The sequence below is a fragment of the Bradyrhizobium sp. Ken01 genome (assembly GCF_055807355.1).
The window spans coordinates 229,975-242,311 of the sequence record NZ_JBVVPC010000004.1 but is presented as its reverse complement, the minus strand read 5'-3'; the positions used below and the strand labels follow the sequence as shown (position 1 = coordinate 242,311).

General features: G+C 65.6%; 10 protein-coding genes. 1 reads left to right on the top strand and 9 read right to left on the bottom strand.

Annotation, left to right across the window (positions count from 1 at the left end):
• Positions 1–129 precede the first annotated feature (129 nt).
• From AC0L3S_RS06670 to ubiE, 8 genes are all read right to left on the bottom strand, one after another.
• Positions 130–852 (bottom strand): nucleotidyltransferase family protein, encoded by a 723-nt coding sequence (locus AC0L3S_RS06670; protein WP_027566154.1) that lies wholly within the window; start codon positions 850–852, stop codon positions 130–132.
• A 124-nt stretch (positions 853–976) separates the two neighbouring features.
• Positions 977–1,294 (bottom strand): PilZ domain-containing protein, encoded by a 318-nt coding sequence (locus tag AC0L3S_RS06665; protein ID WP_473262516.1) that lies wholly within the window; start codon positions 1,292–1,294, stop codon positions 977–979.
• A gap of 120 nt (positions 1,295–1,414) precedes the next feature.
• Positions 1,415–2,947 carry a tRNA (adenosine(37)-N6)-threonylcarbamoyltransferase complex ATPase subunit type 1 TsaE gene (gene tsaE / locus AC0L3S_RS06660; protein WP_473278502.1) on the bottom strand — a complete coding sequence of 511 codons (1,533 nt, stop codon included), beginning with the start codon at positions 2,945–2,947 and terminating at the stop codon, positions 1,415–1,417.
• Positions 2,944–5,448 carry a sensor histidine kinase gene (locus AC0L3S_RS06655; RefSeq protein ID WP_473262511.1) on the bottom strand — a complete coding sequence of 835 codons (2,505 nt, stop codon included), beginning with the start codon at positions 5,446–5,448 and terminating at the stop codon, positions 2,944–2,946. Before AC0L3S_RS06655 ends, tsaE begins: the two co-directional genes overlap by 4 nt.
• Positions 5,449–5,637: 189 nt before the next feature.
• Positions 5,638–6,096 (bottom strand): dUTP diphosphatase, encoded by a 459-nt coding sequence (gene dut, locus AC0L3S_RS06650; protein ID WP_473278501.1) that lies wholly within the window; start codon positions 6,094–6,096, stop codon positions 5,638–5,640.
• Entirely contained in the window at positions 6,093–7,556 is a 1,464-nt protein-coding gene (coaBC, locus tag AC0L3S_RS06645) for a bifunctional phosphopantothenoylcysteine decarboxylase/phosphopantothenate--cysteine ligase CoaBC (RefSeq protein WP_473278500.1), read from the bottom strand. Before coaBC ends, dut begins: the two co-directional genes overlap by 4 nt.
• A 56-nt stretch (positions 7,557–7,612) precedes the next feature.
• Positions 7,613–9,187, bottom strand: a complete 1,575-nt coding sequence (gene ubiB, locus AC0L3S_RS06640; protein ID WP_473262504.1) for a 2-polyprenylphenol 6-hydroxylase — start codon at positions 9,185–9,187, stop codon at positions 7,613–7,615.
• Positions 9,184–9,945 carry a bifunctional demethylmenaquinone methyltransferase/2-methoxy-6-polyprenyl-1,4-benzoquinol methylase UbiE gene (gene ubiE / locus AC0L3S_RS06635; RefSeq protein ID WP_473278499.1) on the bottom strand — a complete coding sequence of 254 codons (762 nt, stop codon included), beginning with the start codon at positions 9,943–9,945 and terminating at the stop codon, positions 9,184–9,186. Before ubiE ends, ubiB begins: the two co-directional genes overlap by 4 nt.
• 81 nt (positions 9,946–10,026) lie before the next feature.
• Between ubiE and mutM the strand changes: the two genes are divergently transcribed.
• A complete protein-coding gene (mutM, locus tag AC0L3S_RS06630; protein WP_473278497.1) occupies positions 10,027–10,908 on the top strand; it encodes a bifunctional DNA-formamidopyrimidine glycosylase/DNA-(apurinic or apyrimidinic site) lyase in 882 nt (293 codons plus the stop codon).
• A 351-nt stretch (positions 10,909–11,259) separates the two neighbouring features.
• Here mutM and AC0L3S_RS06625 read toward each other — a convergent pair whose 3' ends face one another.
• Positions 11,260–12,003: a nucleotide-binding protein gene (locus tag AC0L3S_RS06625; RefSeq protein WP_473278496.1), complete on the bottom strand. Its 744-nt coding sequence runs from the start codon at positions 12,001–12,003 to the stop codon at positions 11,260–11,262.
• Positions 12,004–12,337: the final 334 nt, after the last annotated feature.

The window sequence follows — 12,337 nt, the reverse complement described above, 5'->3', positions numbered from 1 at the left end:
TCGCCGGACCTGGACTGGTGTCATCATCCGCGAAGGCGGATGATCCAGTATTCCAGAGACGGGGGAGATTCAGCCGAGAAGCCGCGGCGTACTGGATGCCCCGCTTTCGCGGGGCATGACGGCGCAGTCCTACGCCACGCTCTCCAGAAACGCCTCTTCGGCCGCGTGGACGGCATCAGGCGTGCCGACATGCATCCAGACGCCGTCGAGGCGAAGGCCGAACAGCCGCTCCTGCTCGTTGGCACGGTCGAACATCTTGGTCAGCGAGAACTCGCCCGTCGGGGCATCGGCGAAGATCGACGGCGACAGGATGGCCGCGCCGGCATAGACGAACGGAACGACTTCTTTTTCCTTGCGCTTGCGCAGGGCGCCGTCGGCCAGCATGCCGTAATCTCCGCGGCCGCTATAGCCGATGCTGGTTGCCGTCGGCGCCATCAGCAGCAAAATGTCCATCCGCGCGGGATCGAAGTTTTCGGCGAGCCGCGTCAGGTTCGAGCGCACGCCGTCGATCCATAGCGTGTCGGAATTGACGTGAAAGAACGGTGCGTCCCCGAGCAGCGGCAGTGCCTTGACCACGCCGCCGCCCGTGCCGAGTACCTGGTCGCGCTCGTCCGAGATGGTCACGCGCGGATGCTGGCGGGATGCGGTGTGATCGATGATCTGGTCCGGCAGGTAGTGCACGTTGACCACCGCCTCGCTCACGCCGGCCTGGCCGAGCTTGTCGAGCACGTGGTCGAGCAGCGGCTGGCCGGCCACCGGAACCATCGGTTTCGGCATCTTGTCCGTCAACGGACGCATGCGCAGGCCGAACCCCGCGGCGAGCACCATGGCTTTGGTCGGTTTGACGGACATCCTTCGCTTTCTCAGACCCACTGATTTCGCGTTCGCAGCAATCCTAACACGAGGTTTGACTGACCGCACCGCGTCTTAACCGCCTTAACCATCTGCCGTGACGCTTGTACGACGGGTGTTGCCGTTACGCCCCGATGGATGTGGAACGCGCCTTTTTCTTCTTGTCGCCGAGCTTGAGAAAGTTGACGCCGATCTGGTCGCCATTGACCCAGGCGAGCTCGCAGCGTCGGTACGCAAGTCCGGTGGACGACAGCAGCAGAAAAAACTCCTTCAGATGCAAGCCTTCGACCGAGCCCTCGATGGTCAATTTGGCGCCGCTGTCGGAGACGTCCTCCATGGTGCAGTCGCGCCGCCAGGTGCCGTCGATACCCATCATCTGGGCCGCGATCCCGCGCTCGAAAACAACCCGGCTGTTGCCGCGCTGGTCCGTCTTCACCGCCATCTGCCCTGCTCCAGCCCCGTATTCATCCGGCTGCCTCGCCGCCAGATTACCGGTCTCTTGGCTAACAGCCGGTAAATCGGCCCCCGAATCAGCCCCGACTAGCCTTTTCAGCCTTGGGCCTCAGGCTTGCGCCGGCCTTTGGGGCGGCGGGACGTTGGCGAGATACCAGTCGCGCAGATGGGCGAGCGCGGGATGCGCCAGGGAGCGCTGGAGATAGGTCCAGATCCGCGGCTGGTGACGCAGATAATGCGGCTTGCCGTCGCGGCGGTTGAGGCGGGCGAAAGTGCCGAGCAGACGCGTGTTCCGCTGCGCCGACATGATGGCGTAGAGCTCGGCGAAGCCGGCCGCGTCGAAGCTCCCGTCGCTCGTGCGGCGCGCCTTGATGTAGCGCGACAGCAGCGTCAGTTCGATCGCCTCGGGCACGTCGATGCGGGCGTCCTGGAGCAGCGACACCACGTCGTAGGATTGCGGCCCCAGCACGGTGTCCTGGAAATCGATCACGCCGACGCGTTCGATGCCGGTGCGATTCCCGAGCCAGATCAGGTTCGGCGAGTGATAGTCGCGGATGATCCAGGTCTTCGGCGAGGCCTGCGGTTTCTGCAGCAGCTCCCGCCACATCGCGAAAAACTCGGCGCGCTTCCCCTCGTCCAGCGGCGCGTTGCGATCGGGCAGGTACCATTCCGGCATCAAGCCGATCTCGATCAGCAGCGCCTCGGCATCGAAGACGGGAATGGCGTAGGCCTGCCCGCCGAGCGGCAGCGTTTCCGGTAGCGTCTTGCCGTGCAGCACGGCCAGCAAATCGACGGCGGCTTCGTAGCGTTCGGCGATCGGGCGCGGCGGATCGCCCTCGATCACGCCTTCGCTGCCGAAGTCTTCGCTGATCAGGAATCCGTGGTCGAGGTCGCAATGATGGATCGCGGGTGCGGAGATTCCCTGCGCGCGCAGGCCCTCGTCGATGGCGACGAAGGGTTTGATGTTTTCGGCGAGATGCACCGCGGCGCTGTAGGATTTTCCGTTGTACATCGCAGCACCATCGGGGCGCTGCGGAGAATTCATGAGGATCACGACCTCGTCGTCGCGCAGCAGCCGCGCATAGGAGCGCGTCGAGGCGTCGCCCGCCATCCGTTTGCGCGTTGCCTCCATGTAGCCGGATGCATTGAGGAAATCGCGCAGCGCCTGCAGCCGCGCGACGATGGCGGCGGCCTTGCCATGGCCGGTGATGTCGGCGGCGCGCGCATTCGAGCCCAGTGCCGGCCGGTGCGTCAGCGCGATGTCGATGCGGTCTTGAGGCATCGCCGACGGTGCGCGCTCCGGCCATTCGATCAGGACGAGGGTTGCTTCCGGCAGCGGCGACAGCCCGATCTCTTCGAGCTCGCTCTCGTCCTCGACGCGGTAGAGGTCGGCATGCATCACCGGGAATGGCGGCAGCTCGTAGCCCTGCACCAGCGTGAAGGTCGGGCTCGGTACTTCCAGTGCATCATCGCCGGCGAGGTAGCGGATCATGGCCCGCGCCGCCGCGGTCTTGCCGGCCCCGAGATCGCCGGTGAGCGTGATGACATCGCCGGGGCCGATCAGGAGCGCGAGGTCGGCCATCAGTTGCGCAGTGGCCGTCTCGTTGTGGAGCGCGACGGAGAATGTGGTTGGCGCAGTCATTCGGCGGCGTCGCGATGCGCCGCCTGATCGGTCGGGAAATCACAGATCACGACCGTGCCCCTGCCCACGATCGAATCGACCCGGATGTTGCCGCCATGCAGCTCGACGAAGGAGCGCACCAGCGACAGGCCGAGCCCGGCGCCGCGATGGCGCGAGCCCTGCGAGCGGCTTTCGAACCAGTTGAACACCTTGTCCTTCATGTCGGCAGGTATTCCAGGCCCGGAATCTGTCACGGTGAAGACCACACTGCGTTCGGTGCGGCGGGCGCTGATGCCGACGGTGGAATCCGGTGGAGAAAACCCGACGGCATTGGCAAGGAGGTTATAGAGCACCTGCACCACGCGCTTCTCGTCGCCGGTGAAGCTGCCGACATCGGGCGCGATCTCGACCTTGAGGCGGATGCGGTCGGTGGCGAGCCGGTCCTGGAGACCCTCGGCGGCGAGCTCGATGGTCTTGCTGACGTCGACCGGGCCGAGTTCCAGCTTCATGGCGCCGGCGTCGATGGTGGCGAGATCCAGGATGTTGTTGGTCAGCGCCAGCAGTGCATTGGTCGATTTGGTGACGTAGTCGAGATATTCGGCCTGTTTCGGCGTCAGCGGCCCGGTCGAGGGATCGCTGAGGAAATGCGCGAAGCCGATGATGGTGGTGAGCGGCGACCGCAGCTCGTAGGAGACGTGGTGGACGAAATCCACCTTCATCTGGTCGGCGGCCTCCAGCGCCTCGTTGCGCTCGCGCAGCGCGCGCTCGACGTTCTCGGTGTCGGTGATGTCCTGGAACGTCAGCATCGTGGCGCCGTCGTGCAGGGGCCGGATCATGCCGTCGAGCACGCTGCCGTCCTTGCGCTCCAGCTTCAGCGGAATGTCGGCGCGGCTCTCGATCGAGGTGACGGCCTCGCGGATCTGGCGCCAGACGATCGCGTCGTCGAACAGCTGATGGCACCAGCCCTCGACCGTCTGGATGTGCGGCTCGTCGCGCATGGCGTCAGCGGACAGCTTCCACATCCGCACGAAGGCCGGGTTGAACAGCTGCGCCTTGCCGTTGCTGCCGAACACCGCGACGCCCTCGGCGAGGCTGTCCAGCGTCTCGCGCTGGACCCGGATCATGCCGTCGAAGCGGCGGGCAAGCTCAAGGCTCTCGGTGACGTCGTCGAACAGATAAGTGACGCCGCCTTCGGGATTCGGCGTGGTGACGACGGAGAGCGCGCGCCCGTCGGGCAGGTACCAGGTGTCCTTGGCGGCCTCGACCGCGCGATAGGCCTCGTGCAGCTTGGCCTTCCAGGCGCGGAAGTCCGGCTGCTCCGGCAATTTGCGCGCGGCGCGGAGCTTGTCGAGCACGCTGGAATCGTCAGGGTTGGCGTCGAGAAAGCTGCGGTCGAGGTCCCACAGCTGGCGGTAGGAATCATTGTAGAACGCGAGCCGCCGCTGGCCGTCGAACACGGCAACGCCGGAGGAGAGCTGGTCGAGCGTGCGGCGATGCGCTTCCGCCATCCGCACCAGCGCCGAGCTCAAGGCATCCGCCTCGCTGGCATCGATGGCAACGCCGACATTGCCACCGCCGACATTGACGGCGCGCACGTCATAGATGCGCCGCTCGCCGCCGATCACGATCGGCAGCCGCGAGGTGAAATTGGCCGCTTCCTTCAGTCCCCGCTCCATCGCGGTCCGGTCGGCGCTGTCGAGCAGTTCGAGCTTGCGCTCCTGCGCGTCGGTGATGCTGGCCGCCTCGGTCGCACGGACATAGGCGGGGTTGGCGTAAGCCAGCGCGCCGTTCTCGCCCTTGGCCCAGATCGGCCAGGGTGCGGCGGTCGCGAAACCGCGCAGCATTTCCGTCTCGTCGGAGAGTGCCTTGTAACGGAGATTGGTCTCGGCGAGATCGCGGCGGAGCCCTGAGAGTTCGCGAATCCTGACGATGGCCTGGCCGCCGATGGCGCGACCGATAGCCTCCAGCGTGTGGCCATGCGCGGTGGTGAGCGTCAGCTGGAAGCCGTCGCCGCGGTCGCGCAGCGCATCGACGGCGTGATCCATCCGGAGCGCCGGTTCCGGCGGCAACCAGGTTCCAAACGCCAGCACGCGCTGTGGAGAGGAGTCGCGCGGCAGCACCATGGAGGTGTCACCGGAGATCTGCGCGCGATTGTCGCCGGCCGGCCAGGAGATCAGGATCTGCGGCTCGGCGAACAGCAGTGCGCCGAAGCGGTCGGCCTGGAGCTGGAGTTCCCCGATCCGTGCGCGCAGCCGCGCCTCGTTCTTCGCCGTGCGCACGCGCGTGCGCATCAGGAGGATCGCGGCCACCACCGAGAAGCCGAGCAAGGCCAGCGCGGTGGCCAGCACCGCGAGCTCCTGCCGGTTGAAATCCAGCAACGATGAGAGTGTGTCGACGAGGTCGGCGGCCTCAGCCGGCGCAGCCGGCAGCAGCGCCGCGAGAGCGCTTCCCAACAAGCCGTTGCGCACGAGCGATGTGCACGACAGCAGCGTCCGACGCATCGACACGATCACGCCTGACATAGTTGCCCCAAGATCGCACGAATTTGCGCGCGGCGACCCCCGTCGCGCGCGAATCAAACGACAATACCCTCACCGTGACTCCACCGGTAAGAGTCCAGATCGTGAACGCAAAGGCGACCCCAAAAAAATGCGGGCGCGGTGTTCCAATTCACGTAGTTCCTCGGGTGATTCGGCGGGAATTGCCGAGCGCTAGCGGCCGGTCGAGCCGAATCCGCCGGCGCCGCGGTCGGTCGCGGATAATGTCGCCACTGGAACCAGCGCGGCCTGCACCATTGGCGCGATCACCATTTGCGCGATGCGCTCGCCGCGCTTGACCACGAAGGCGGTCTGGCCGTGATTGATCAGGATCACCTTGATCTCGCCGCGATAGTCCGCGTCGATCGTGCCCGGTGAGTTCAGCACAGTGATGCCGTGCTTGGCGGCAAGCCCCGAGCGCGGCCGCACCTGCGCCTCGTAGCCGGGCGGCAACGCGATCGCGAGGCCCGTCGGCACCAGCGCGTATTGGCCGGACGCGAGCGTCAGGGGCTCGTTTTCGGGCACCGCCGCCATCAGGTCGAGACCGGCGGCATCATTGGTCTGATAGGCCGGCAGCGGCAGCCCCTCCGCATGGGGCAGGCGTTGCAGTTCGACGGTGATTTTGGTGCTCAAGATGCGGGCTCCCGGGATTTGCCGGTCACGCTTTTTGCGATATGCGCGACCAGTTCAATGGCGACCTGTTCCTTGGTCATCGCCGGCCAGGAATCAACTGCAATCTCGCCATCCTTCTCATCGTTCTTCTCACCGCCCTTGCGACTGATGAGGTGCACGGTGTTGCGGTCCCCGCCCATCACGCCGGTTGCGGGAGAGACGTCGTTGGCGACAATCCAGTCGCAGCCCTTGCGGGCAAGCTTCGACTTGGCGTTGTCGATGAGGTGCTCGGTCTCGGCGGCAAAGCCGATCACCAGCGGCGGCCGCTTATCGGTCAGCTTGGCGATCGTGGCGAGGATGTCGGGGTTCTCGACCAGCTGGAGCGGCGGCATGCCGGCCGAACTCTTCTTCAGCTTCTGCTCGCCTTCATTGGCGACCCGCCAGTCGGCGACGGCGGCGGCGAAGATCGCGATGTCAGCGGGAAGCGCGGCCTGCACCTGCTCCAGCATCTGCCGCGCCGATTCCACATGCTTGACCGTCACGCCGGGGGGATCGCTGAGATCGACCGGGCCGCTGACCAGGATCACCTCGGCGCCGGCGGCCTGTGCGGCGGCAGCGATCGCAAAGCCCTGCTTGCCGGAGGATCGATTGGCGATGTAGCGCACCGGATCGATCGGCTCGTGGGTCGGACCCGCGGTGATCAGCACGCGCTTGCCGGCGAGGGGGCGCGGCACCGGCGGCCGCAGCAGGCGCTCGGCGGCGGTCGCAATTTCGATCGCCTCGGACATGCGGCCGATCCCGGCTTCACCGGCTTCCGCCATCTCGCCGGAATTCGGCCCGATCAGCATGATGCCGTCGCGTTGAAGCTGCGCCACATTGCGCCGGGTCGCCGCGTTGTTCCACATCAGCGGATTCATCGCCGGCGCGAGCAGGACCTTGCGGTTGGTCGCGAGCAGGATGGCGCTGGCGAGATCGTCGGCATGGCCGTTGGCGAACTTGGCCATCAAATCCGCGGTCGCGGGCGCCACAATGATCAGGTCGCACTCGCGCGCCAGCCGGATATGACCAGCGTCGAACTCGCTCTGGGGATCGAACAGGTCGGTGTAGACGCGCTCGTGCGAGAGCGCGCTCACGGCCAGCGCGGTGACGAATTGCTGCGCCGCCTTGGTCAGCACGCAGCGGACCTCGATCCGCCGCTCCTTGAGCCTCCGGATCAGGTCGAGCGATTTGTAGGCCGCGATCCCGCCTCCGATGATCAGGGTGACACTGGCTTCTGGAACGGCGCCGGTGCGTTGGGGCATCGCGGCGGTGGAGGCCGCGGGCGGCGCCGTGAACGGCGTCAGGGGCTCCTCACGGCCTTCGATCAGCTCTCCGAGGATGACCCGGACCTCTTCCTCGACCGACCGGCGGTTCTTGGCCGAGCGCAGCCTGAGGTAAGTTTTGATGCCTTCATCGAGCTTGCGGATGGTCAGACTTGCCATGGCACTCTCCGGCGCGAAATGATAGCGATGCTATCATTCGTATGATTGCACTGCAATCAAAGATTCCGGACGGCGATCAGGATGCCGATGAATGTCGCGGCGATGATCCAGAGCGCCACGGTGCGCCAACGGTTCTTGCGGCCCTCGCTGCGGCCCATCGCCGCGATGCTCTCCGGCGACAGCCGGATGCCCTCCCGGGTCATGGTCTCCAGCTGTTCGAGCACCGCAACCGAGCGCGCGGCGATGTCAGGCAGACGCATCAGGATGCGCGCGAGATCGCCGGTGCCGGAGATCGCGCCCTGGACCCGGCCGATCGGACCGAGATTGCGCTCGATCCATTCCCGCACCACGGGGTCGGCGACTTTCCAGATGTCGAGCTTGGGATCGAAGCCGCGTGCCACGCCCTCGACCACCACCATGGTCTTCTGCAGCAGGATCAGCTCGGGTCGCGTGGTCATGTCGAACAGGCCGGTGACCTCAAGCAGCAGCGTCAGCAGCCGCGCCATCGAGATCTCTTCCGCCGTGCGGTTGTGAATGGGCTCGCCGATGGCGCGGATCGCTTGCGCGAAGTTCTCGACCGAGTGATGCGCGGGCACATAGCCTGCCTCGAAATGCACTTCCGCGACGCGGCGATAGTCGCGGGTGATGAAGCCGAGCAGGATTTCGGCGAGGAAGCGCCGCTCCTTCATGCCGAGCCGGCCCATGATGCCGAAATCAACCGCGACGAGACGGCCCGCGTCATCCAGGAACAGATTGCCCGGGTGCATGTCGGCGTGGAAGAAGCCGTCGCGCAGCGCGTGGCGCAGGAAGCTCTGAATCACCTTGCGACCGAGATCGGGCAGGTCGACCTGCGACTCCGCCAGGCGCTTGTGATCGTTCAGCGCAATGCCGTCGATCCACTCCATCGTCAACACGTTGTGCGTGGTGCGGTCCCAGTCCACGGTCGGGACGCGGAAATCAGGATCGTGGCGCGTGTTCTCCGCCATCTCCGATAGCGCCGCAGCCTCGAGGCGCAGGTCCATCTCCATCGCGACCGAGCGCGACATGGTGTTGATGACCTCGATCAGGCGCAGGCGCCGCGCCTCGGACGAATAGGATTCGGCCTTGTATGCGACAAAGAAGAAGTCGGAGAGGTCGCGGCGGAAGCGTGCGGCCACGTTGGGCCGCAGCACTTTCACGGCGACCGCCTTGCGGATGCCGTCGCGCAGGACCTCTCCGCGATGCACCTGTGCGATCGAGGCGGCTGCGACCGGCGCACTGAGGCTCGCGAACACATCGGTCAACGGCCGTTCCAGCGAGGCCGCGATCACAGCTTCCGCCTCGGCTTGCGAGAACGGCGGCAGGCGGTCCTGAAGGCTTTCGAGGTCGCGCGCCATGATGACGCCGACGACGTCGGGGCGGGTCGCCAGAAATTGTCCGAGCTTGAGATAGGCCGGGCCCATCCGGGTCAGCGCGCGCGACAGCCGCGGGCCGTGCTTCGGGCCGCGCCGCTCGATGATGCGCGCAAGCTTCAGCGCGAGCTGTCCGGGCGGCGGCACCAGGCTCGGATCGACGGCGCCGAACACGCCCTCGCGCGCAAAGACGAACGCGGCGCGCATCAGGCGCGCACTATGGGTTATCGCAGAGATCACAAACGCCAGCCCGAATGCAGTGCGACGATGCCGCCGGACAATATCTGCCAGTTCACGCGGGCGAAGCCGGCGTCGCGGATCACGTCGGCGAAGGCGTTGGGTCTTGGAAACTTGCGGATCGACTCGACCAGATATTGGTAGGACTCGGCGTCACCCGTAATCATGCGGCCGAGCGGCGGGATCACCTTGAACGAGAACAGGTCATAAAGGCGATCGAGCCCGGGCATCTCGACGGTGGAGAATTCCAGACAGAGGAAGCGGCTGCCTGGCTTGAGCACGCGATAGGCCTCGGCCAGTGCGAGATCGATCCGCGGCACGTTGCGAATGCCGAAAGCGATCGTATATGCGTCGAAGCTGCGGTCGGCGAAGGCGAGCGCTTCGGCATTGCCCTCGACGAAATCGACCTGGGTCTCGAGACGCCGCTTTGCGGCACGCTCGCGGCCCACCGCCAGCATCTCGGTGTTGATGTCGCAGACCGTGGCATGGAAACCCGCGCCTGCGGCCTTGGCAGCGCGGAACGAGATGTCGCCCGTGCCGCCGGCAACGTCGAGCAGCGCGAACGGCCGGTCGCCTCTGGGCGGGTCGAGCGCGGTGATCATGATGTCCTTCCAGACCCGGTGCAGCCCGCCGGACATCAAATCGTTCATCAAATCATAGCGCGACGCCACGCTGTGAAACACGTCGTTCACCAGCGTCTGCTTGTCGCCCAGGGGAACGTCCCTGAAGCCAAAATGCGTGGTTTCGCCCGGCCGATCCATTACTCTACTCCACGAGGCGGACCATAGCGCGCCCGCCGCAATGGCGCTATCACACCGCCCTCATAAGGTGAATGCCTGACCATGCCCGAATTGCCCGAAGTCGAGACCGTCCGCCGCGGCCTTCAGCCTGTCATGGAGGGTGCGAAAATCCTGGCCGCGGAGGCCCGCAGGCCCGATTTGCGCTTTCCCTTCCAGCCGGATTTCGTGGCCCGACTGAAGGGGCAGGTCGTCACGGGGCTCGGCCGCCGTGCAAAATATCTCATGGCCGATCTCGCCTCCGGCGACGTGCTGTTGATGCATCTGGGCATGTCGGGCTCGTTTCGCGTCATCAAGCCGGACAACGAGGCGGCGCCCGGCGAGTTTCACTATCCGCGAGCCAAGGACTCCACGCACGACCACGTGCTGTTTCGGATGTCCTCCGGCGCCGACATCGTCTTCAACGATCCGCGCCGCTTCGGTTACATGAAAGTGATCGCGCGCAGTGCGCTCGACGAGGAGCCGCTGCTGCGCGGGCTCGGCCCCGAGCCGCTCGGCAACGAATTCGACGCTGCGATGCTGGCACGGTCCTGTGCGGGCAAGACCACGAGCCTGAAAGCCGCGCTGCTCGATCAGCGCGTGGTCGCCGGGCTCGGCAATATCTATGTCTGCGAAGCCCTGCATCGCTCCCATCTGTCGCCGCGCCGGATCGCCGCGACACTGTCGACCAAAAAGGGTGAGACGACGGACCACGCAAAGCGGCTGGTCGGTGCGATTCACACCGTGCTGAACGACGCCATCAAGGCCGGCGGCTCGTCACTGCGCGATCATCGCCAGACCTCCGGCGAGCTCGGCTATTTCCAGCACTCGTTCAAGGTCTATGATCGCGAAGGCGAGAAATGCACCACGCCGCGCTGCGGCGGCACCGTGAAGCGGTTTACGCAGAACGGCCGGTCGACGTTCTGGTGTCCGAAATGTCAGAAGTAACGATCAAGTCCGCGGCCGCGAGACCGCGAGTTTCTGCGTTCACAATGATGGTGTGAAGGCAATGCGCCCCTATTTATCCCCGTCATCCTGAGGTGCTCGCCTCGTCGGCGAGCCTCGAAGGGCGACGGCCCAGCTGCATCGGGGCCGCTCATCCTTCGAGGCTCCGCTCGCGATGCATTCGCATCACAAGCGTCGCATCTCAGGATGACGGCACGACTATTTCGATATTGCGATGGAGCATTCAAGAACGCGAAGCGAAGCAATCCGGCCGGGCTGGTGGCCGGATTGCTTCGTCGCTAAAGGCCCTTCCGGATGGCGAAGGGCCGCCTGGCGTCTGAGCGATTGCCCCGCTCAGGACGCTGGTGTCGTGGTCTCGTCGGCCGCCAGCTCGGCGGCGACGTGCAACATGCCGCCCGCGGCCGCGATGACCTGGTCGATCAAGACGTTGGTGGTGGCGGCGAGCTCGAGCCGGGTCTCGATCCAATGCCAGAGGCCGCGGATCTCCTCGGTCGACTTGCCGTTCGGCGCGAATTCGCTGACGGCAAGGCCGCTTGCGAGCGAGTCCTGGTGGTCGTTGCGCATCACGATCAGGGGACGTGCAAGCACCTCGACGAGATCGAGCGCCGCTTCCTCGGCGAGTGTGTTGGCGGCGTTGTCCATGCGCTGACCGCGGATCGGAGTCTGGTTCAACACGAAGCTGTAAGGCCGCTTCCAGGCGCGCGCGACGCTGAGCGTCGTAACGGTCGCCTCGATGTCGGCGACGCTCGGGCGGGCCGGGATCAGGCAGAGGTCGCAATGGCGGATCGCAGCGGTAGTCGCGGCGCTGAGGCCGGCGGCGGTATCGACGATCGCGAGCTGGAGGCCGCTGTCGGCTAGCATTTTCAGGCGCGGCTCGATGTCGGCGGCGTGATAGATCGGCTCGACGACGAGATCGTCGGCGGTGCGGCGGCGCTGCCAGTTGGACAATGTGCCCTGCGGGTCGGTTTCGATCAGGCGAACGGTGAAGCCGGCCTGCTTGGCTGCCAGCGCGAGGCCGATGGCGAGCGTGCTCTTGCCGCTGCCACCCTTTTGGGTGGCCAGTGCGATCGTGTGCATTGAAGATCAATCCTTTGGAGTGCTTGGGTCTCGGGAAACGCCACGCGAACGTGCATCGATCTCGATGCTGAGCTCTTCTCGCTCAGGACGTGCCGGCCCAATCCAAAGGGGATCGCGGAGGTCCGAATCAGCAGTCACGATGATGTCGGAATCCGGAATGCCAGCGAATCCGTACCATTACTGGACCCGTACTCGTACGTATGATGTGCTTGCTGACGAGTTGATCGCGTGCCCCGGACGCAGCGCAGGGCTTCTTCAGCGGTGCGCTGCAGAGCCGGGGCCCAGCACTTGGTGCATGCGGTGTGGATGCATGGGTCCCGATTCAGCGAAGCGG